Below are 20,164 nucleotides of genomic sequence, written 5' to 3'. Positions count from 1 at the left end.
GCCACGCACGCGAAGGCCCCCGTGTCGTCCGACACGGGGGCCTTCGGCAAGTTCCGGCCGCCGAACTACCGCAGGCGGGCCATGAGCGCGTGCTCGACGAGCGTGATGAGTGCGCTCTTGGCGTCCGCGCGGTGGCGGGCGTCGGTGGTGATGATGGGGGCGTCGGGGCCGATCTGGAGGGCCTCGCGCACCTCCTCCGGCGTGTACGGCTGGTGGCCGTCGAAGCCGTTGAGGGCGATCACGAACGGCAGGCCGCTGTTCTCGAAGTAGTCCACCGCGGGGAAGCAGTCCGCCAGGCGGCGGGTGTCCACGAGGACCACGGCGCCGATGGCGCCGCGGACGAGGTCGTCCCACATGAACCAGAAGCGGTCCTGGCCGGGGGTACCGAAGAGGTACAGGATCAGGTCCTGGTCCAGGGTGATGCGGCCGAAGTCCATGGCGACCGTGGTGGTCGTCTTGTCACCGGTGTGGGTGAGGTCGTCGATTCCGGCGGAGGCGCTGGTCATGACGGCTTCGGTGCGCAGCGGGTTGATCTCGGAGACCGCGCCGACGAACGTGGTCTTGCCCACGCCGAAGCCGCCCGCCACCACGATCTTCGCGGAGGTGGTGGAGCGAGCGGGAGCCGCTCCGCCGTTAGAGCTTGCGAAGTCCACTGAGCACCCTTTCGAGCAGTGTCACATCTGGCTGGCCGCCGGCAGACTCGTCGCCGCCGGGCTGGTGAATGGCGACAAGTCCCGCCTCCGCCAGGTCGGCGACGAGGATGCGGGCGACACCAAGAGGAATGGAGAGGAGTGCCGAGATCTCCGCGACGGATTTGATCTCCTGGCACAGGCGGCAGATGCGCTGGTGCTCGGGCAACTGCCCTTGCAGCCGCGCGGGATCGGCCGTGGTACTGACCAGCGCCTCGATGGCGAGCTGGTAGCGCGGCCGGGTACGGCCGCCGGTCATCGCGTACGGACGCACCAGCGGGTTGTGCGCCTTGGGAGCCGGCTGCCGGGCAGCGCGCGGAGGCTGCGGAGGCATCACGGGCTGCTGGGGCTGTCCGTAAGGCTGTTGCTGGTACGGGCTGGGAGCGGAGGGGAAGTTGAAGCGGTTCTGGTCGTGCCCACCCTGCGGCTGCTGGTGTGCGCCGCCATAAGGATGTCCTCCGGGTGTTGTCACGCTTCCTCCTCCGACTCCAAGAACGCAGTACTCCCTGTGGAACCGCGCCACCGCACCCTACGGTGCGATGACGCGAAACACACTGCCTGTCTGTTAGTTGAGAAGACTTCCCTGCAGCTCCGCGCGCAGGTCCGGGGTGAGGACACTGCCGGCACGGTCCACGAGGAGGGCCATCTCGTAGCCCACGAGGCCGATGTCGCACTCGGGGTGCGCCAGCACTGCGAGGGAGGATCCGTCGGAGACGGACATGAGGAAGAGGAATCCCCGGTCCATTTCGACCACGGTCTGGTTGACGGCGCCGCCCTCGAAGATGCGGGAGGCTCCTGCGGTCAGCGAGGTCAGACCGGAGGCCACGGCCGCCAGCTGATCGGCGCGGTCGCGCGGGAATCCGTCGGACATCGCCAGCAGAAGCCCGTCGGCGGAGACCACCACCGTGTGGGACACCCCAGGGGTGTTGTCCACGAAGTTGGTGATCAACCAGTTCAGGTTCTGCGCCGCCTGGCTCATCGCGCTCACACTAACGCTCCTGGTCATAGCTGTTACTTGACTGCTCGGAACCCGCGTTGCGTCCCTGCTGGACACCCCGCCGCAGGTTGCTCAACCTGCCGCGGACGTCCTCCGGGGCGCGGGAGACCTGGGGGCCTCCCTGCGGGGTCGTCTCCGCCGCGCCCTCGACCAGGTTGGCCTTGGGCACCCGCCGAGGAAGACCGGACGGGGTGACCCCGCCCGCCTTCGGCTCACGGAGTTTTGCCGCCTGCTGCCAGCGCTCGTCGTTGCCCGAGCGCCATGCGCTGCTGCCTTCCGTGCCTTCCGGCTCCCGCTCCGCCGCGGCGGGCTGCTGCTGACGCGGCGGCCGCTGCTCGAAGAGGGATCCGGCGGACTCCGCTTCCTGCTGTGCCGGCTGCCACTGCTGCTGGCTGCCTCGGCGCGGCAGACCCGCTCCGGTCATCGTGTGACCGGTGTCCGCAGCGGCGCCCGGACGGTCGAAGCCTACGCGCTCCGGGGCCTGTTCGGGTACGGCAGGGGATTCCGATTCGGTCCCGTAGTCCTGCTCGTACGCCGGCTGGTAGGAGTTCCGCTCCGGCCACTCGGCCTGCTCCGACTGGGCTTCGTAGCCGCCGTCGTAGGCCTGCTCGGCCGGCTGCGGGGCCTGGTAGCCGGACTCCGCATAGCCGTAGTCCTGCTGCTGGTACGCGTCAAAGCCCTGCTGCGGCTGCTGAGCCTCGTAGGGGGAGTCGTAGCCCTGCTCGGGCTGCTGCTCGTAGCCCTGGTACGGCTGGTACCCGTGTTCAGGCTGAGGTTCCGGATAGCCCTGCTGGGGCTGCCCGGGCCGGCCCGGCTGACCGTCGTACCGCTGCTGGTCCTGCGGGTAGCCGACGTGGGCCTGGGCCTCCAGCGCGGCACGCCGCTCCTCGCGGCCGAGGGACCGCCCGACCGGGTCGAGGTCGCGGCCATCGGAGCCCTGCTGGTCGTAGCGCGAGTCGTCGAAGCCGAGCTCGGCGGCCGTGCGCAGCGGGGCGGCCTGCTGGGCCTGCTGCTGCGGGATCATCGAGGAGACCGTGAAGTCGTCGTCCGGGATGCCCTCGCCGCCGCCACCGTGAGTGATGGCGTCCGGGAGCATGACCAGCGAGGTGGTTCCGGCCGCCTCGCCCGAGGGGCGCAGCTGGACGCGGATGCTGTGGCGGTCCGCCAGCCGGCCGACCACGAACAGACCCATGCGCTGCGAGATCGCGGCGTCCACGGTCGGCGGGTTGGCGAGCTTGTGGTTGATGTCCGCGAAGTCCTCGGCGGTGAGGCCGATGCCCTTGTCGTGGATCTCGACCATCACGCGGCCGTCGGGCAGACGGGTCGCGTTGACGCGGACCTTGGTCTGCGGGGAGGAGAACGTGGTGGCGTTCTCCAGCAGCTCGGCGAGCAGGTGCACGAGGTCGGTCACGGCCTGGCCGTGGATCTCGGCGTCGGAGACGCCGGAGAGCTCGATGCGCTCGTACTGCTCCACCTCGGAGGAGGCGGCGCGCAGGACGTCGACGAGGGGGACCGGCTGGTCCCAGCGGCGGCCCGGTTCCTCACCCGCGAGGATGAGGAGGTTCTCGCCGTTGCGGCGCATACGGGTGGCCAGGTGGTCCAGGCGGAAGAGGTTCTCCAGCTGGTCCGGGTCCGCCTCGTTGTTCTCCAGGTCGGTGATGAGGGTCAGCTGGCCCTCGATCAGCGACTGGTTGCGCATCGAGAGGTTCGTGAAGATCGCGTTGACGTTCCCTCGCAGGAGCGCCTGCTCGGCGGCGAGCCGGACCGCCTCGCGGTGGACCTGGTCGAAGGCACGGGCGACCTCGCCGATCTCGTCCGCGGAGTCGATCGGGATCGGGTGCACGCGGGTGTCGACCTTGCCCGGGTCGGTGCGCGAGAGCTGGTCGACGAGCGAGGGCAGGCGCTGCTCGGCGATGTCGAAGGCGGCGGAGCGCAGGCGGCGCATCGCGCGGCCCATCTGGCGGGCCATGAGACCCGCGAGGATGAACGCCGCGAGCAGGGCCACGACCACGATGGCGCCGTTGGTGATGGCCTCGTTGCGGGCTTCCTCGGAGACCGAGACGGCGTCCTTGATGGCCTTGTCGAGGAGTTCCTTCTCGACCGTGTCGTAGCCGTCGAACTTGGCGGTGGCGGCGGCCTGCCAGGCCAGGGGCGTGGTGCCGCCCTCGGCCAGCTTCTTCTTGTCGGCGCCGCCGGCGATCGCGTCGGTCATGCCGGCGAGCGGGGAGCCGTTGGCCCCGAGCGGCGGCACCACGAACTTGGTGCCGGTCTGCTCCGCCTTGGCCTTGGCCTCGGCCAGGCGGGCTTCGCCCGCCTTGGACTTCTCGGCCATGACCTCCTTGAGCCGGTTCACGTCCTCCTCGGTGCCCGCCGCGACGTACTCGCCGATGGCGATTTCCTCGAGGTAGGCGTAGGAGGAGAAGGCGATGAGCTGCGACTTGCGGACGTTCTCGTCCGTGCTCGGGCGGACCAGCAGGTGGGTACCGACGGAACGCTGCAGCGAGTTCGCGGCCTTGGAGAGCTGGATCGCGTAGACCATGCGGCCGTACGAGGTCACGTTGCCGGTACCGAGACCGAGCTCGTTGGCGAACTGCATGAGGTAGTGCTGGACCAGCACATAACCCTCTTCAGTCGGGATGGGTCCCGGCTGGCCGTTCTGGACGTTCTTCTTCTGGGTCTCCAAGACCGCCTGGTAGGCCGTCTCGCGGACCTTCGCCAGCTTGGGCTCCTCCGCGCGGAAGAGCTCCAGACGACGCTCCAGGCCGTGGTTCGCGGGGATGTCCTTGACGGACTGGTCGAACTTCAGCTTGGCCGAGTCGGTCGTCCCGCGGGCCTTGGTGACGATCTCGTTCTTGCTGTCGCCGCTCAGCAGCGGCTCGGCGGTGAGGTCACGCTCGTTGAGCAGCGCCTGGCTGTACTCCGAGGCGGCCTGGACGACCCTGGCTATCTTCTCGGCGTCCTTGGCCTCGTTCCAGGTGTCGACGGAGCCCTTCACCTGGAAGCCGCCCATGACCAGCCCGACGAGGGCGGGCACGAGCAGGATGGCGTTCAGGCGGGTCGGCACGCGCCAGTTGCGCGGGGAGAACCTGGAGGTGCTCCCGCTGCTCACGGGCGGGGCCACGGGCACGTCGACCGGCGACGCGGACGCTCGCGGCGGCGGGGTGAAGTTGCCGCGCGCGGGTTCATCCGCGGGGCTTGCGTTGCTTCGCCTCACTCGACCAACAACCTCTCGGCGGTACTACTAGCTAGTTCGTTGAATTCCAGCACGGTTAACGGCCGTGTTCCAAACAGTTGAAATCGGCCGTTCCCAGAGCCTTATGCCCCACATAAATCGGACATAAAGTCCTTCCTGCGGCAAAAATAGGGGGAGTTGTGCGCGTAGCGGCACCAACCGAACGCGCCCTGTCGCCAACTGGGGCCAATTCTCTGTCGAAACGTTATGAACCAAAGGGGCGGGCCGTGTCGTAGGACACAGCCCGCCCCTCTGGGCGGAAGCCGAAACCGTGCTACTTGAGCCGTGCCATGAGCGCGTGCTCGACGAGCGTGATGAGTGCGCTCTTGGCGTCCGCGCGGTGGCGGGCGTCGGTGGTGATGATGGGGGCGTCGGGGCCGATCTGGAGGGCCTCGCGCACCTCCTCCGGCGTGTACGGCTGGTGCCCCTCGAAACCGTTGAGGGCCACGACGAAGGGCAGGCCGCTGTTCTCGAAGTAGTCCACCGCGGGGAAGCAGTCCGCCAGGCGGCGGGTGTCCACGAGGACCACGGCGCCGATGGCGCCGCGGACGAGGTCGTCCCACATGAACCAGAAGCGGTCCTGGCCCGGCGTGCCGAAGAGGTACAGGATCAGGTCCTGGTCGAGCGTGATGCGGCCGAAGTCCATGGCGACCGTGGTGGTCGTCTTGTCACCGGTGTGGGTGAGGTCGTCGATTCCGGCGGAGGCGCTGGTCATGACGGCTTCGGTGCGCAGCGGGTTGATCTCGGAGACCGCGCCGACGAACGTGGTCTTGCCCACGCCGAAGCCGCCCGCCACCACGATCTTCGCGGAGGTGGTGGAGCGAGCGGGAGCCGCTCCACCGTTAGATGTTCCGAAGGCCACTGAGCACCCTTTCGAGCAGCGTCACATCCGGCGTACCGCCGGCCTCTCCATTGCCCGGCTGGTGGATGGCCACCATTCCGGCCTCCGCCAGGTCGGCGACGAGGATCCGGGCGACACCGAGCGGCATCGACAGAAGTGCGGAGACCTCTGCTACCGACTTGACCTCGCGGCACAGGGTGCAGATGCGCTGGTGCTCCGGCAGCAGTCCCGACAGGTGCATCGGATCGGCCGTGGTGCTGACCAGCGCCTCGATGGCGAGCTGGTAGCGCGGCCGGGTCCGGCCGCCGGTCATCGCGTACGGACGCACCAGCGGCTGGTCGCCATCCGAGTACGAATCTCCGTACGCATCGGGATAGGCGGGGGGCGGGGTCATTGATCCTCCGGGCTGGACAGCAGTGGTCAGCGTGCCGTCTGACGGGGCGGCCGGTGGGGGGACGGTATGACGGCCTTGGGGGGTACTGGGTTCCGGGGCGCGGGCCCCGGTCTCCCGGCCGGTAGTACCGTCCGGCCGGGAGGGGAGAAGTCAGCTGAGCAGGCTGCCCTGCAGCTCCGCGCGCAGGTCCGGGGTGAGGACGCTGCCGGCACGGTCCACGAGGAGGGCCATCTCGTAGCCCACAAGGCCGATGTCGCAATCGGGGTGCGCCAGCACCGCGAGGGAGGATCCGTCCGAGACGGACATGAGGAAGAGGAATCCCCGGTCCATTTCGACCACGGTCTGGTTGACGGCGCCGCCCTCGAAGATGCGGGAGGCTCCTGCGGTCAGCGAGGTCAGACCGGAGGCCACGGCCGCCAGCTGATCGGCGCGGTCGCGGGGGAAACCTTCGGACATGGCCAGAAGGAGTCCGTCGGCGGAGACCACCACCGTGTGGGACACCCCGGGGGTGTTGTCCACGAAGTTGGTGATCAACCAGTTCAGGTTCTGTGCCGCCTGGCTCATCGAACTCAACTAACGCTCCTGCTGATAAGTGGGGTCGATGTGGTAACTGCCGGTCGCCGGACCGCTGTTGCCGGCCTGGCGACCCTGCTGAATACCCCGTCGGAGGTTGGTCAGACGGCCGCGGACGTCGTCGGGTGAACGCGAGACCTGCGGACCGGGCTGCGCCTCCGCCTGCTGCTGCGCGGTACCGGCCACGAGGTTCGCCCGCGGGACCCGGCGGGGCAGCCCCGAGGTGGTGATGCCGCCGGCGGCGGGCTGGCGCACGCGCTCGGCCTGCCGCATCAGCTCGTCGTTCGGAGAGGAGCGCCAGCTGACGGTCGGCGAGCTGCCGGTCGTCGCCGCGGCGGGCTCGGCCGCGTGGTCCTGGCCGCGCTGCGGCAGCTGGTGCTGCTGCTGCGGGGCGGGCTGCTGCGGCTGCTGACCCTGCTGGGGTATCGCCGTGGCCGGTGCCTGCGGGGCGGGCTGCTGCCCCTCCTCGCGGAACCAGTTCGACTCCAGCGTGTCGAAGATGGGGCTGCGACCCTCACCCCGGCTCGGGGCCGGCGGCAGGGCCTCGGGCTGCGGCGCCTGCGGAAGGCGCGGAGCCTGCTGCGGCTGCGGCTGAGGGGCCTGCTGCGGACGGGCGTACCCGCCGACACCGGGGCCGCCGGGGCGCTGGGGCTGGTAACCGCCCGGGCGCTCGAACTGGCCGGTGGTCGACTGGTCCTGGTAACCCCGTACGTCCGGACGCTCGAACTGGCCGGTCGTGCTGTTGCCGGCGCCCCCCTGGGGGAGCGGGGCGTTGAAGTCGGGACGGGCGAACTCGGCCGTGGAGCCGGGGCCCGAGAGCTCGTCGTGGCCGCGGGCCTGGTCGGCACCCCAGCTGGCGGTCTGCGGGGCGGGAAGCTCCGCACGGGGAGCACCGCCACGCGGCGGCAGCTGCGGCCGCGGGCCGTTCTGAGCCGGCGCCGCGGGGGCGGAAGGCTGCTGGAACGACTGGGGCTGCTGCTGCGGCGGCTGCTGAGGCGCTTGCGGGGCCTGCTGCTGAGGCTGCTGCGGGCGCTCGAAGCCGTTGCCCTGCGGGAATCCCGAGGGAGAGGCCGTCGGACGGGCCTGCGGACCACCGGACAGCCCGGCACCCGCGAAGCCCGCGGCGCCGGCGCCCGCGCCGGCCGCACCGCGGCCCGGCAGCGGCGCACCGCCACCGAAGGAACCCTGACCCTGCCCCTGGCCGGTCAGCCCGGCGGGACCGGTCGGCGCACCGCCGCCGAAGCCGCCCTGGCCGCCCTGCTGCGGGCGGGCACCGGGTCCGGCCGGCTGCTGGGGCCGACCACCCTGCGGGCCGGCAGAGCCGTCGCGACCCGGCAGCGCGGCACGCTGACCGCCCGCGCCGACCTGGCCGCGCTGCGGAGCGGCGCCCACGGGCGGACGTGCGCCCGGACCGGGAACGGAGGCCTGCGCGGCAGCCGCGGGGCCACCGGCCGAAGCCTGGCCGCCCGGAGCCTGACCGCCTGGAGCTCCCGGACCACCCGGCTTCTTGCCGCCCTGGGCGACGTCCACCGGCAGCATGACGAGGGCCGTCGTACCGCCCGAGTCGGAGGGGCGCAGCTGGATGCGGATGCCGTGTCGCAGGGACAGGCGGCCGACCACGAACAGGCCCATGCGGCGGGAGACGGAGACGTCCACGGTCGGCGGCGCCGCGAGGCGCTCGTTGATCGCGGCGAGGTCCTCGGGGGAGAGGCCGATGCCGGTGTCGTGGATCTCGACCAGCACGCGGCCGTCGGGCAGCGCGTGACCGGTGACCTTGACCTTGGTCTGCGGGGAGGAGAACGAGGTGGCGTTCTCCAGCAGCTCGGCGAGGAGGTGCACGAGGTCGTTGACGACGCGGCCGGCGACGTCGGTGCCGGGCACCGAGGCCAGTTCGATGCGCTCGTACTGCTCCACCTCGGACGCCGCGGCACGGAGCACGTCGACGAGCGGGACGGGGCGGGTCCACCGGCGGCCCGGCTCCTCGCCCGCGAGGACGAGGAGGTTTTCGCCGTTACGGCGCATGCGGGTCGCGAGGTGGTCGAGCTTGAAGAGCGAGGACAGCTGGTCCGGGTCGGCCTCGCGCGACTCCAGCTCGGAGATGAGCGAGAGCTGGCGCTGGATGAGGCCCTGCGAACGGCGCGAGAGGTTGGTGAACATCGCGTTGACGTTGCCTCGCAGGAGGGCCTGCTCGGCGGCGAGGCGGACGGCCTCGCGGTGCACGTCGTCGAAGGCCGCGGCCACCTGGCCGATCTCGTCGCGGGTGTGCACGCCGACCGACTCCACGGAGGTGTCGACGTCCTGCGGGTCGGACTCGGAGAGCTGCTTGACGAGCTCCGGCAGGCGGTCCTGGGCGACGCGGGTCGCGGTGTCCTGGAGGCGGCGCAGCGAGCGGATCATCGAGCGGGCCATGACGAATGCGCCGACGAGGGAGACACCGAGCACGAGGAGGATCAGGGCACCGTTGATGATGGCGTCCTGCTGCGACTCCTGCTTGAGCTCGCGGGCCTTCATCTCCATGTCCTGGAGCAGGCTCAGCTCGATCTTGCCCATCTCGTTGAGCTTGGTGCCGTCGGCGTCGTACCAGTCGAGCCAGGACTTGTACTGCGTCTCCTTGGCGAACTGCTCGGGGGAGCCCAGGACGCGGCGGGCGTAGTGGTCCGCCTTGCCGATCTCCGGGTTGCCGTCGCCGAGGGAGGCGAGGAGTTCCTCGGACCGGCCCTGGTAGACGAGTTCGAAGGTCTTCTTCGCCTGGCCCTCAGCGCGCTGCGCGGATTGCGCGTAGAGGCGGTCGTTCTCCTTCAGCGTGCCCTGGGTCCCCTGGCTGTCGGGGAGCGAGGCGGCGATGATCGCGCGCTGGATGGAGGCGTACTCCTTGGCGGACGAGAAGGCCGCCAGGGCGCGCGTACGCTTGATCATCTCAGGGTTGGACGTGGCCTGCGCCATGTCCTGGGAGAGGGAGAGCAGTGAGACGATCATCGCGTTGTACTCGGTGACGGTCTGCTGGGCGCCGTTGGCGTACGCCTGCCTGCGGACCGCGTCGATGCCGGCGATCTGACGGCCGATCTGCAGGACGTTGTTGCGGATCGACTTGAGGGTGTCGTCCTTGCCCTCGACGTCGTCGACCTTGTCCGCCGCGGCGCTGAAGGCCTTCACCGCGTTGTCGGTCTCCTGGCGCTTGCCGTCGACCGTGCTGTTGCTCTTGCCCTTGCTGATGGAGAGCGGACCGGCCGAGCTGTCCCGCTCCTCCTGGAGCATGGCGGCCAGGTGGGTGGCCTGCCGGGTCATGGTCGTCAGCAGCTGCATGTGCTCGAGCTGTGCGATGTCGTTGAGCGAGTCGTTGATGCGGAAACCACCGAGCGTGGTGGCGGCGACGACGGGCAGGGTCAGCAGCGACACCAGTCGCGTGCTGATTCGCCAGTTCTGCATGGCGAGACGGGAACCGGGCCCACTGGGGGCCTTCGGTATCGCCGTGTCCTGCTGCTCGGTCTGACCGGCCTTGGCGGCGGACTTGCCCCGGCCCTTCGCCTTCACCGGGGCGGAGGCGTCGTGGCCCGCGCCTTCGACAGCCGGCCCGCGGTTCTGGGCGTGCTGGGGCGAGGTGCCACGGTCGGTCCCGCGCGGCTCCTGCTCGGCCGCGGTGTCCCCACGGCCCTGGCGGGCCTGGGGAGACCCCTTGCCATCCCTCTTGAATCGTCCCTGCACTAGCGTCGCAACCTCTGGACCAGGCGTTCCACCGGGCGACCGGTGGAACGGTGTCGAGTCGTGGGGCACTAACGGCCCCATGGTGGTCGTCGGTGACCGGCGCGTCTCCCTCTCGTTGCCACCGCGCTCGGCGCTAGTCGCGCCACCTGCGCGCCGGTTGATTCCCGCGGCGGTCCCGCGAATTCCAGCACAGTGGCGGATCTCCAACAAGGTGCGCGTGTCGGCCCGGAGAGTCGGTGACGGCTTGTGACAGACGGGCTACGCGATGTGGAGTCCCTTTCGGGAGAAACCGGACTTACATCACCCAAATGCAAGGGTCGGCAAGGTGTCCCAGTCGAGATGATCAGGAGCGGAATGGAACATTCAGTGGCGCAATGTCCGTTTCTTCGGGTCAAATCGACTGCCTGTTATGCCCGTATTGCCGGTCCCCTGGTGAGCAAACTCACATAGCCGTGGCCATTACTTACCGGTTCGGCGAGGGATTTAGATGTTTAGCCTTGCCCTTTACAGGGTTGACGGCTGAGTCAACCGACACCTACAGACCAGCTGAGGCCTGAACCCCCATGAAGACGACGACGATGTTCCGCAACATAGCCAACCCCCGCCGCACCACCCTCGTGCACCTCAAGGACGCCGAGGAGCTGCAGGCGGCCCCGGCCACCCCGGAGCACGCCGTCGAGCTGCCGACGCAGACCGCCAACCCGCGCCGCACGATCCTGATGGACGCGCCGGTCGTCACCCCGGCGCAGTAGCAGCCGCGCAAAGCAGCGCGAAGCGCCGCTGCCCGCCGCGTTAGCCTGGAGCCCGCAGACTCCAGCCAGCGGAAATACAGAGGGGCAGACGCAACACGTGCGCATCGCCAGGTTCTCGATCGACGGCAATGTCGCCTTCGGCGTGGTCGAGGGCGATGCAGCCCCCGGCGCCGAGGGGGAGCTCGTCCTCGACATCATCAAGGGCATTCCGTTCGCGGACTTCGAGCTCTCCGGCACGAAGGTCCCGCTGAGCAAGGTCCGGCTGCTGCCGCCCGTGCTCCCGAACAAGGTCGTGGCCATCGGCCGCAACTACGCGGAGCACGCGGCGGAGCTCGGTCACGCGGTCCCGGACGCCCCCATCACCTTCTTCAAGCCCTCCACCTCGGTGGTCGGCCCGGGCGACCCGATCGCGTACCCCTCCTTCTCCCAGGACCTCCACCACGAGGCGGAGCTCGCCGTGGTCATCGGCCGCATGTGCCGCGAGGTCCCGCGCGAGCGCGTCAAGGACGTCATCCTCGGCTACACCTGCGCCAACGACGTCACCGCGCGCGACGTCCAGCAGCGCGAGCAGCAGTGGGCCCGGGCCAAGGGCTTCGACAGCTCCTGCCCCCTCGGCCCCTGGATCGAGACCGACCTGGACCCGAGCGACCTGACCATCCAGTGCACGGTCAACGGCGAACAACGCCAGCTCGGCCGCACCAGCGACATGGTCCGCTCCATCGAGGACCTGGTCGTGCACATCAGCGAGGCCATGACGCTGCTCCCGGGCGACGTCATCCTCACGGGGACCCCGGCCGGAGTCGGCCCCCTCAACGTCGGCGACGAGGTCGCCGTCACCATCGAAGGCATCGGCACTCTCACCAACAAGGTGATCAAGCGTGGTTAACGGACCTGTCCGCGTACGTTTCTGTCCCTCCCCGACCGGCAACCCCCACGTGGGTCTGGTCCGCACGGCCCTCTTCAACTGGGCGTTCGCCCGCCACCACGGCGGTACGTTCGTCTTCCGCATCGAGGACACCGACGCGGCGCGCGACTCCGAGGAGTCGTACGACCAGCTGCTCGACTCGCTGAAGTGGCTCGGCTTCACCTGGGACGAGGGCCCCGAGGTGGGCGGCCCGCACGCCCCGTACCGCCAGTCCGAGCGCATGGACATCTACAAGGACGTCGCGCGCCGGCTCCTCGACGGCGGCTACGCCTACAAGTGCTACTGCACCACCGAGGAGCTCGACGCGCGCCGCGCGGCCGCCCGCGCCGCCGGCAAGCCCTCCGGCTACGACGGCCACTGCCGCGAGCTCACCACCGTGCAGGTCGAGGCGTACGAGGGCGAGCACCGCGCCTCGATCGTCCGCTTCCGGATGCCCGACGAGCCGATCACCTTCACGGACCTCGTCCGCGGCGAGCTCACCTTCACCCCGGACAACGTGCCGGACTTCGGCATCGTCCGGGCCAACGGCGCCCCGCTGTACACGCTGGTCAACCCGGTCGACGACGCGCTGATGGAGATCACCCACGTCCTGCGCGGCGAGGACCTGCTCTCCTCCACCCCCCGCCAGATCGCCCTGTACAAGGCACTGATCGAACTGGGCGTGGCCAAGACCACCCCCGCCTTCGGCCACCTGCCGTACGTGATGGGCGAGGGCAACAAGAAGCTCTCGAAGCGCGACCCCGAGGCTTCGCTCAACCTGTACCGCGAGCGCGGCTTCCTCCCCGAGGGCCTGCTGAACTACCTCTCGCTGCTCGGCTGGTCCTTCTCCAAGGACCAGGACGTCTTCTCGATCGAGGAGATGGTGTCGAAGTTCGACATCGACGGCGTCAACGCCAATCCGGCGCGGTTCGACCTCAAGAAGGCCGAGTCGATCAACGGCGACCACATCCGCCTGCTCGACCCGAAGGCCTTCGCGGACGCCTGCACCCCGTGGCTCCGGGCCCCGCACGCCAACTGGGCAGCCGAGGAGTTCGACGCCGAGGCCTGGGAGCGGATCGCCCCGTACGCCCAGACCCGCGTGACCGTCCTCTCGGAGATCACCGCCAACGTCGACTTCCTGTTCCTCAAGGAGCCGGTCGAAGACCAGGCCTCGTGGGACAAGGCCATGAAGGGCGAGCCCGCGGCCCTGCTGACCACGGCGCGCGAGAACCTCGCCGCCGCCGACTGGTCGGACCCGGAGTCCCTCAAGCAGGCCGTCCTGACCGCCGGCGAGGCCCACGGCCTCAAGCTCGGCAAGGCCCAGGCCCCGGTCCGCGTGGCCGTCACCGGCCGCACGGTCGGCCTGCCGCTCTTCGAGTCCCTGGAGATCCTGGGCAAGGACCGCTCCCTGTCCCGCATCGACGCGGCCCTGGCGAAGCTCGCCGCGTAGCCCCACCCGTACGTCCCCGCAGGGGGCGGCAGCCGGACCCCCGGCCGCCGCCCCCTGCGGTGTACCCGCCCCGCGATCCGGAAGGCCGTGCGATGCCCCTCGCCGCTCCCGACTACTCCTGGCACTTCACCCCGGGCAACGCCTTCCGCGACGAGGAGGATCTCGCGACGCTGTCGGTGGCGGACGGGGGCACGCTGTCGCTGCCGACGGGCCGGCTGGTGGCGTGCGACCCCATGGCCCATCTGGGCCGGGAGGGCATCCCCCCATTCCGCGAGCAGGTGGCCCCGGGCCGCTACCGGCTGGAAGCGGCGATCGTCAGCTGGTCCCTGCACGACGAGGCGATGCAGGTGTCGCCCTACCGGGACCTCGCCGCCGTGCGGCTGGTGGTGAGCGAAGTGCCCACGGTGTCCTGGGAGCCGGCGCTCACCAGTGACCAGCGTCTGGGCGACCTGGGCCCCGACCAGTTCCACGGCTACGGAGTGGACGCCGGCGTGGCCGCGTTCCACGACGCGTCCGTCTGGCCGGACTTCGCCGACCTCGAGGCCACCCGGGAGCTGCTGCGCGCTCCGTTCCTCGCAGACGGGTTCCGGCACCCCGGCCCCTACGTCCTCACGGGCCCGGGCGGGCACCAGGTGGCGGTCTTCCAGTCCGGCCATGGCGACGGCTCGTACCCGACCTGGGTCGGCCGGGACGCCGAAGGGGAGATCACCTGTTTCCTGACCGACTTCTTCGTCGTGCCCACCGAGCGCGAGCACCCGGCGTAGGCTCGGCCCCATGCCGATCCGTGCCGTGCTGTGGGACATCGACGACACCCTGTTCGACTACACCGGGGCCGACGCCGCGGGGCTCGCGCGACAGCTGGAAGCCGAGGGCATCGCCGAGCGGTACGGGACGCCCGTCGAGGCGCTCGCACTGTGGCGGCGGATCACCGACCGGCACTGGGAGCGCTTCGCCGCCGGCGAGGGCACCTTCCAGGGCCAGCGGCGGGACCGGGTGCGGGAGTTCCTGGAGCAGCCCGCGATGACCGACGGCGAGGCCGACGCCTGGTTCGACAAGTACGTCGAGCACTACAAGGCGCAGTGGAAGGTCTTCCCCGATGTGGTGCCCGTGCTCGACACCCTCGCCGCCGACTACCGGCACGGGGTGCTCTCCAACTCCTCCCTCGTCAACCAGGACCCCAAGCTGCGCGACCTCGGGCTGCGCGACCGCTTCGAGGTGCTGATCTGCGCCGTCGAGCTCGGCGTGAGCAAGCCCGAGGCGCGGGCCTTCCTCGCCGCCTGCGAGGCGCTCGGCCTGCCGCCCGGCGAGGTGGCGTACGTGGGGGACCAGCCCGAGATCGACGCGCGCGGCGCCCGTGACGCGGGCCTGCTGGCCTGCTGGCTCGACCGGGACGGCGGCCGGGGGCCGGGCCCCGAGGGCGCGCACCGGATCGAGGGCCTTGAGCAGCTCCCGGAGCTACTGGCCGCAGATACCCGTTTTGGAGCACGGTCAGGCATCCGGTAATGTTCTTTCTGCGCCGCCGGAGCGGGCCGAAAGGCCGGACGGAGGCGCCACTCAAAAGAAAGACCCCCCAGGGGGTTGACTTTTGGTGGGGTATAGTGTAATTGGCAACACGAGGGTTTCTGGTTCCCTTATTCTAGGTTCGAGTCCTGGTACCCCAGCGCAGTGCAGTAGTAACGCAGTGCTTTGCCCCCGTTGTGTAGCGGCCTAGCACGCCGCCCTCTCAAGGCGGTAGCGCCGGTTCGAATCCGGTCGGGGGTACAGATCCTTCCCGCGAGATCTCCAGGGTCGCACCCGGAAGTTTTGATGCAGGATCGCTAGGGCCCCCGTTGTGTAGCGGCCTAGCACGCCGCCCTCTCAAGGCGGTAGCGCCGGTTCGAATCCGGTCGGGGGTACTGTGGTCTGGTCTAGACCACCCTTGGGCTATGGTGTAATTGGCAACACGAAGGTTTCTGGTTCCTTTGTTCTAGGTTCGAGTCCTGGTAGCCCAGCGCAGTATCTGCAAGCCCCCGTTGTGTAGCGGCCTAGCACGCCGCCCTCTCAAGGCGGTAGCGCCGGTTCGAATCCGGTCGGGGGTACGCAACAGAAGAGGCCCTCCGCGTTCATCGCGGAGGGCCTCTTCGTCGTATGCGGTCGCGTGCGGTCGCATGCGCACGCACCTCACAAGTGCGGGCCCGGAGGCGCGTGTTCGGACGTGTGCGGCGTCGTACGCGCCCCCGGGCCCGGGGGTGAACGGATGGAAGGTGGGGCAAGGTCAGCCGGAGCGGCGCAGGGCCTCCGTCAGACGGGCGGCCGCGTCGATGACGGCCTGGGCGTGCATCCGGCCCGGGTGGCGGGTCAGGCGCTCGATCGGCCCGGAGACCGATACGGAGGCCACCACGCGGTTCGACGGCCCGCGCACGGGCGCCGACACGGAGGCCACGCCGGGCTCCCGCTCGCCGATCGACTGCGCCCAGCCGCGGCGCCGTACGCCCGAGAGCGCCGTCGCCGTGAAGCGCGCGCCCTGCAGGCCGCGGTGGAGCCGCTCGGGCTCCTCCCAGGCCATCAGGATCTGCGCGGCCGAGCCGGCCTTCATCGGGAGCGTGGAGCCCACCGGGACGGTGTCCCGCAGGCCCGACAGCCGCTCGGCGGCCGCCACGCAGATGCGCATGTCTCCCTGACGGCGGTAGAGCTGAGCGCTCTCGCCCGTCACGTCGCGCAGGTGGGTCAGTACCGGTCCCGCCGTGGCCAGCAGGCGGTCCTCGCCGGCCGCGGCGGCGAGCTCCGCCAGCCGCGGTCCGAGGATGAACCGGCCCTGCATGTCCCTCGCCACCATCCGGTGGTGTTCCAGTGCCACGGCCAGCCGGTGTGCCGTGGGTCGTGCGAGCCCTGTCGCCGCGACCAGCCCGGCGAGGGTGGCCGGACCGGACTCCAGTGCGCTCAATACCAGAGCTGCCTTGTCGAGAACGCCGACGCCGCTAGAGTTGTCCATGAAACGATATTCGCGTCTCACACTGTGAAACGCAAGTTCAATTTTTCCAAGAACAAGCGAGTCTGTATGTGCGGGTCCACGAACCACTGGGTCCGAGCCGTCGTCCAGACGTGGGGTACGGGCGATCAGGCGCAACAGATCTCTATGAAGCGCCGGCACAACCGGCCGGCCGGAGGGAAAGCGATGGGTAGGACACTCGCGGAGAAGGTCTGGGACGACCATGTCGTCCGGCGCGCCGAAGGCGAGCCCGACCTCCTCTTCATTGATCTGCACCTGCTGCACGAGGTGACCAGCCCGCAGGCCTTCGAGGGTCTGCGTCAGGCCGGCCGCAAGGTCCGACGCCTCGACCTCACCATCGCGACCGAGGACCACAACACCCCCACCATCGACATCGACAAGCCGATCGCGGACCCGGTCTCCCGGGCCCAGCTGGAGACGCTGCGCAGGAACTGCGCCGAGTTCGGTGTACGGCTGCACTCGCTGGGCGACGTCGAGCAGGGCGTCGTGCACGTCGTGGGACCGCAGCTGGGTCTGACCCAGCCCGGCACCACCGTGGTCTGCGGTGACTCGCACACCTCCACCCACGGTGCGTTCGGCGCGCTCGCCTTCGGTATCGGCACCAGCCAGGTCGAGCACGTGCTGGCCACCCAGACGCTGCCGCTGGCCCGCCCGAAGACGATGGCGATCACCGTCACCGGCGCGCTGGCCGAGGGCGTCACCGCCAAGGACCTGATCCTGGCGATCATCGCCAAGATCGGCACCGGCGGCGGCCAGGGCTACATCCTGGAATACCGCGGCGAGGCCATCGAGAACCTGTCGATGGAAGCCCGCATGACCATCTGCAACATGTCGATCGAGGCCGGCGCCCGCGCGGGCATGATCGCCCCCGACCAGACCACCTTCGACTACCTCCAGGGCCGCGACCACGCCCCCACGGGCGAGGACTGGGACGCGGCCGTCGCGTACTGGCGGACCCTGCGCACCGACGACGACGCGGTCTTCGACGCGGAGGTCGTCATCGACGGCACCGCGCTGTCCCCGTTCGTCACCTGGGGCACCAACCCGGGCCAGGGCGCGCCGCTGTCGGCCAACGTCCCCGACCCGGCTTCGTACGAGGACGCTTCGGAGCGCCACGCCGCCGAAAAGGCCCTGGAGTACATGGGGTTGACCGCCGGGCAGCCGCTGCGCGACATCAAGGTCGACACCGTCTTCGTAGGCTCCTGCACCAATGGCCGCATCGAGGACCTGCGCGCCGTCGCGGGGATCATCGAGGGCCGCAAAGTCGCCGACGGCGTACGGATGCTGGTCGTCCCCGGCTCGGTCCGGGTCGCCCTGCAGGCCGTGGAAGAGGGCCTGGACAAGGTCTTCAAGGAGGCCGGCGCCGAATGGCGGCACGCGGGCTGCTCGATGTGTCTGGGCATGAACCCCGACCAACTGGCTCCCGGTGAGCGCTCCGCGTCCACCTCCAACCGCAACTTCGAGGGCCGGCAGGGCAAGGGCGGGCGCACCCACCTGGTGTCCCCGCAGGTGGCCGCGGCCACCGCGGTGCTGGGCCATCTGGCCTCGCCCGCCGACCTGTCCGCCGCCGACGCGACCGCCGGAGTCTGAACCATGGAAGCCTTCACCACCCACACCGGCCGGGCCGTCCCGCTGCGCCGCAGCAACGTCGACACCGACCAGATCATCCCGGCCCACTGGCTGAAGAAGATCACCCGTGACGGGTTCGAGGACGGGCTCTTCGAGGCCTGGCGCAAGGACCCGGAGTTCATCACGAACCGCCCGGAGCGCGAAGGCGCGACCGTACTGGTCGCCGGCCCCGACTTCGGTACGGGTTCCTCGCGCGAGCACGCCGTCTGGGCCCTGCAGAACTTCGGCTTCAAGACGGTCATCTCCTCCCGCTTCGCCGACATCTTCCGCGGGAACTCGCTGAAGAACGGCCTGCTGACCGTCGTCCTCCCGCAGGAGACCGTCGAGCAGCTGTGGAAGCTGACCGAGGCCGACCCCACCGCCGAGATCACGGTCGACCTGGTCGACCGCCAGGTGCGGGCCGAAGGCGTCGTAGCGGAGTTCGAGCTCGACGACAACGCCCGCTGGCGGCTGCTGGAGGGGCTGGACGACATCTCCCTCACCCTTCAGAACGAAGCGGACATCGCCACGTACGAAAGTGCGCGTCCGACCTACAAGCCGCGCACGATTCAGGCCTGATTCCTGCCTGATCAGCGCTTATTCACCTTTGGGTGATCACATCGCCAACACTGTGCCCCCCACCGGATGGTGGGGGGCACAGCTGTGTGTTGAGGCCCCGTGAGGCGACAACTCGCCCCAGATGGCACAATCTGTGCATGGAACGCGACAGTCAACTTGAGCTCTACGAACTTGTCGCCGACCGTTTGAAAGAAGCACACACAAGGGTGCGCTCACTGCAAGTCCCGGAGGGCGTAAGGATGGCGCTGTCCCGGAAGCTGTTGGTCGCCACGGCCACGGCGAAGCACGATCTCGCCGATGCGGCAAGGCGCCTGGACAGGTTGATGAAGGACCTCGACGAGGGTCGATTCCCTGAAGGCGACTGATGCGAAGGAACTCCGTAACCGCCTCCGGCGTTGCGGCACTAGGGTGATTAGCCCGTTTCGTGTTTGATTTGCGGTATATATCCGCCTAACGTGCGAAATAAGCTTGAACACATTCGTTCTGGCGAAGTCTCCGAAGGGGAAGACGTGAACAAGGCGCAGCTCGTAGAAGCGATTGCCGACAAGCTGGGCGGCCGTCAGCAGGCCGCGGACGCTGTCGACGCGGTACTGGACGCGATCGTCCGCGCTACCGTCGCGGGCGACCGGGTCTCGGTCACGGGCTTCGGCTCGTTCGAGAAGGTCGACCGGCCGGCCCGTTACGCCCGCAACCCGCAGACGGGGGAGCGCGTCCGGGTCAAGAAGACCTCGGTGCCCCGCTTCCGTGCGGGCCAGGGCTTCAAGGACCTGGTCAGCGGCACGAAGAAGCTCCCCAAGGGCGGCGAGGTCTCGGTGAAGAAGGCGCCCAAGGGCAGCCTCACCGGCGGTGCCTCCGCAACGGTCAAGAAGGCCGTCGCGAAGAAGGCCACCACCGCCAAGAAGGCCGCGGCAAAGACCGCGGTCGCAAAGAAGACGGTGGCCAAGAAGGCCACCGCCACCGCCAAGAAGGCGGCGGTCAAGAGCACCGCCACCGCCAAGAAGGCCACGGCCACGGCGAAGAAGGCCACGGCCACCGCCAAGAAGGCCACGCCCGCGGCGAAGAAGACCACCGCCACCGCGAAGAAGACCGCTCCGGCGGCCAAGAAGGCCACCGCGAAGACGACGGCGCCCGCCAAGAAGACGGCGACGCGCAAGGCCACCGCGAAGAAGACGACCGCCCGCAAGAAGTAGGGGTACGAGTCACACACGCCGGGCCGGTTCCCCAAAGGGGGAGCCGGCCCGCGGTGCTGTGACGTACTCGCAGGTCAGAGGCGGGACAGAGAGGGCGGGCCTCAGAAGGTCTGCAGTGTGACCAGGGTGATCCGCAGGGCCGCGCCCGAGCCGTCCGTCTCGATCCGGACCCGCTGCCCGGGCCGCAGCATCCGCAGGCCTCCCGCGTCGAAGGCCGCTGCCTCGAAGGGCACCGGGGTGCCGTCGTCCAGCAGCACACTGCCG

General features: G+C 69.7%; 18 protein-coding genes and 5 tRNA genes. 14 read left to right on the top strand and 9 right to left on the bottom strand.

What is annotated here, in order from left to right; all coding sequences use genetic code 11:
* Window positions 1-65 precede the first annotated feature (65 nt).
* The 8 genes from OG625_RS11230 to OG625_RS11195 all read right to left on the bottom strand — a co-directional run bounded on the left by OG625_RS11230 (window position 66) and on the right by OG625_RS11195 (window position 10,428).
* Window positions 66-653 carry a GTP-binding protein gene (locus OG625_RS11230; protein ID WP_073911148.1) on the bottom strand — a complete coding sequence of 196 codons (588 nt, stop codon included), beginning with the start codon at window positions 651-653 and terminating at the stop codon, window positions 66-68.
* On the bottom strand, window positions 634-1,161 hold the full coding sequence (locus OG625_RS11225; RefSeq protein WP_329378886.1) for a DUF742 domain-containing protein: 528 nt from the start codon (window positions 1,159-1,161) through the stop codon (window positions 634-636). Before OG625_RS11225 ends, OG625_RS11230 begins: the two co-directional genes overlap by 20 nt.
* 93 nt (window positions 1,162-1,254) lie before the next feature.
* Window positions 1,255-1,668 carry a roadblock/LC7 domain-containing protein gene (locus tag OG625_RS11220; protein ID WP_030037347.1) on the bottom strand — a complete coding sequence of 138 codons (414 nt, stop codon included), beginning with the start codon at window positions 1,666-1,668 and terminating at the stop codon, window positions 1,255-1,257.
* A gap of 10 nt (window positions 1,669-1,678) precedes the next feature.
* Window positions 1,679-4,900 carry a sensor histidine kinase gene (locus tag OG625_RS11215; RefSeq protein ID WP_329378884.1) on the bottom strand — a complete coding sequence of 1,074 codons (3,222 nt, stop codon included), beginning with the start codon at window positions 4,898-4,900 and terminating at the stop codon, window positions 1,679-1,681.
* A gap of 292 nt (window positions 4,901-5,192) precedes the next feature.
* On the bottom strand, window positions 5,193-5,780 hold the full coding sequence (locus OG625_RS11210) for a GTP-binding protein (protein WP_329378882.1): 588 nt from the start codon (window positions 5,778-5,780) through the stop codon (window positions 5,193-5,195).
* Complete coding sequence (locus OG625_RS11205; protein ID WP_266940920.1) at window positions 5,761-6,153, bottom strand: DUF742 domain-containing protein; 393 nt, start codon at window positions 6,151-6,153, stop codon at window positions 5,761-5,763. Before OG625_RS11205 ends, OG625_RS11210 begins: the two co-directional genes overlap by 20 nt.
* A gap of 150 nt (window positions 6,154-6,303) precedes the next feature.
* Complete coding sequence (locus OG625_RS11200) at window positions 6,304-6,717, bottom strand: roadblock/LC7 domain-containing protein (protein WP_329390569.1); 414 nt, start codon at window positions 6,715-6,717, stop codon at window positions 6,304-6,306.
* Window positions 6,718-6,726: 9 nt separating this feature from the next.
* Window positions 6,727-10,428, bottom strand: coding sequence for a sensor histidine kinase (locus OG625_RS11195; RefSeq protein WP_329378876.1), 3,702 nt, complete (start codon window positions 10,426-10,428; stop codon window positions 6,727-6,729).
* Between the two features lie 563 nt (window positions 10,429-10,991).
* On the opposite strand from OG625_RS11195, the gene OG625_RS11190 reads away from it, so the two are divergent.
* From OG625_RS11190 to OG625_RS11145, 10 genes are all read left to right on the top strand, one after another.
* Entirely contained in the window at window positions 10,992-11,180 is a 189-nt protein-coding gene (locus tag OG625_RS11190) for a hypothetical protein (protein ID WP_329378874.1), read from the top strand.
* A 97-nt stretch (window positions 11,181-11,277) separates the two neighbouring features.
* Window positions 11,278-12,066 carry a fumarylacetoacetate hydrolase family protein gene (locus OG625_RS11185; RefSeq protein WP_329378872.1) on the top strand — a complete coding sequence of 263 codons (789 nt, stop codon included), beginning with the start codon at window positions 11,278-11,280 and terminating at the stop codon, window positions 12,064-12,066.
* Window positions 12,059-13,534, top strand: coding sequence for a glutamate--tRNA ligase (gene gltX / locus OG625_RS11180; RefSeq protein WP_329378870.1), 1,476 nt, complete (start codon window positions 12,059-12,061; stop codon window positions 13,532-13,534). The genes OG625_RS11185 and gltX overlap by 8 nt, the downstream gene beginning before the upstream one ends.
* 92 nt (window positions 13,535-13,626) lie before the next feature.
* Entirely contained in the window at window positions 13,627-14,298 is a 672-nt protein-coding gene (locus tag OG625_RS11175) for a DUF4241 domain-containing protein (RefSeq protein ID WP_329378867.1), read from the top strand.
* 10 nt (window positions 14,299-14,308) lie between these two features.
* A complete protein-coding gene (locus OG625_RS11170; RefSeq protein ID WP_329378865.1) occupies window positions 14,309-15,037 on the top strand; it encodes an HAD family hydrolase in 729 nt (242 codons plus the stop codon).
* Window positions 15,038-15,123: 86 nt separating this feature from the next.
* A tRNA-Gln gene (locus OG625_RS11165) sits at window positions 15,124-15,195 on the top strand.
* Window positions 15,196-15,222: 27 nt separating this feature from the next.
* Window positions 15,223-15,295: transfer RNA gene (locus tag OG625_RS11160), tRNA-Glu, on the top strand.
* A gap of 61 nt (window positions 15,296-15,356) precedes the next feature.
* Window positions 15,357-15,429 (top strand) — tRNA-Glu (locus tag OG625_RS11155).
* A gap of 24 nt (window positions 15,430-15,453) precedes the next feature.
* Window positions 15,454-15,525, top strand: a tRNA-Gln gene (locus OG625_RS11150).
* 14 nt (window positions 15,526-15,539) lie between these two features.
* Window positions 15,540-15,612: transfer RNA gene (locus OG625_RS11145), tRNA-Glu, on the top strand.
* Between the two features lie 176 nt (window positions 15,613-15,788).
* Here OG625_RS11145 and ndgR read toward each other — a convergent pair.
* Complete coding sequence (gene ndgR / locus OG625_RS11140; RefSeq protein WP_007266782.1) at window positions 15,789-16,505, bottom strand: IclR family transcriptional regulator NdgR; 717 nt, start codon at window positions 16,503-16,505, stop codon at window positions 15,789-15,791.
* A 183-nt stretch (window positions 16,506-16,688) separates the two neighbouring features.
* Here ndgR and leuC point away from each other — a divergent pair, with 183 nt between their 5' ends.
* The 4 genes from leuC (at window position 16,689) to OG625_RS11120 (ending at window position 19,900) form a co-directional block, all read left to right on the top strand.
* On the top strand, window positions 16,689-18,113 hold the full coding sequence (gene leuC / locus OG625_RS11135) for a 3-isopropylmalate dehydratase large subunit (RefSeq protein WP_329378863.1): 1,425 nt from the start codon (window positions 16,689-16,691) through the stop codon (window positions 18,111-18,113).
* A 3-nt stretch (window positions 18,114-18,116) separates the two neighbouring features.
* Window positions 18,117-18,710: a 3-isopropylmalate dehydratase small subunit gene (gene leuD, locus OG625_RS11130; protein WP_329378861.1), complete on the top strand. Its 594-nt coding sequence runs from the start codon at window positions 18,117-18,119 to the stop codon at window positions 18,708-18,710.
* Between the two features lie 137 nt (window positions 18,711-18,847).
* On the top strand, window positions 18,848-19,075 hold the full coding sequence (locus tag OG625_RS11125) for a hypothetical protein (RefSeq protein WP_329378859.1): 228 nt from the start codon (window positions 18,848-18,850) through the stop codon (window positions 19,073-19,075).
* Window positions 19,076-19,219: 144 nt separating this feature from the next.
* Window positions 19,220-19,900 carry an HU family DNA-binding protein gene (locus tag OG625_RS11120; protein WP_329378857.1) on the top strand — a complete coding sequence of 227 codons (681 nt, stop codon included), beginning with the start codon at window positions 19,220-19,222 and terminating at the stop codon, window positions 19,898-19,900.
* Window positions 19,901-20,164 lie beyond the last annotated feature (264 nt).

This window comes from Streptomyces sp. NBC_01351 (assembly GCF_036237315.1).
Classification (GTDB): Bacteria; Actinomycetota; Actinomycetes; order Streptomycetales; family Streptomycetaceae; genus Streptomyces.
Note: the sequence above shows the minus strand (reverse complement) of the source record. Positions and strands in the feature narration are given on the sequence as shown.

Bases quoted from the DNA above. Each gene is read 5' to 3' on its own strand.
- OG625_RS11220 (WP_030037347.1), bottom strand. From the start codon at position 1,668: ATGAGCCAGGCGGCGCAGAACCTGAACTGGTTGATCACCAACTTCGTG.
- OG625_RS11205 (WP_266940920.1), bottom strand. From the start codon at position 6,153: ATGACCCCGCCCCCCGCCTATCCCGATGCGTACGGAGATTCGTACTCG.
- OG625_RS11200 (WP_329390569.1), bottom strand. From the start codon at position 6,717: ATGAGCCAGGCGGCACAGAACCTGAACTGGTTGATCACCAACTTCGTG.
- OG625_RS11190 (WP_329378874.1), top strand. From the start codon at position 10,992: ATGAAGACGACGACGATGTTCCGCAACATAGCCAACCCCCGCCGCACC.
- OG625_RS11175 (WP_329378867.1), top strand. From the start codon at position 13,627: ATGCCCCTCGCCGCTCCCGACTACTCCTGGCACTTCACCCCGGGCAAC.
- OG625_RS11170 (WP_329378865.1), top strand. From the start codon at position 14,309: ATGCCGATCCGTGCCGTGCTGTGGGACATCGACGACACCCTGTTCGAC.
- ndgR (WP_007266782.1), bottom strand. From the start codon at position 16,505: ATGGACAACTCTAGCGGCGTCGGCGTTCTCGACAAGGCAGCTCTGGTA.
- leuC (WP_329378863.1), top strand. From the start codon at position 16,689: ATGGGTAGGACACTCGCGGAGAAGGTCTGGGACGACCATGTCGTCCGG.
- leuD (WP_329378861.1), top strand. From the start codon at position 18,117: ATGGAAGCCTTCACCACCCACACCGGCCGGGCCGTCCCGCTGCGCCGC.
- OG625_RS11125 (WP_329378859.1), top strand. From the start codon at position 18,848: ATGGAACGCGACAGTCAACTTGAGCTCTACGAACTTGTCGCCGACCGT.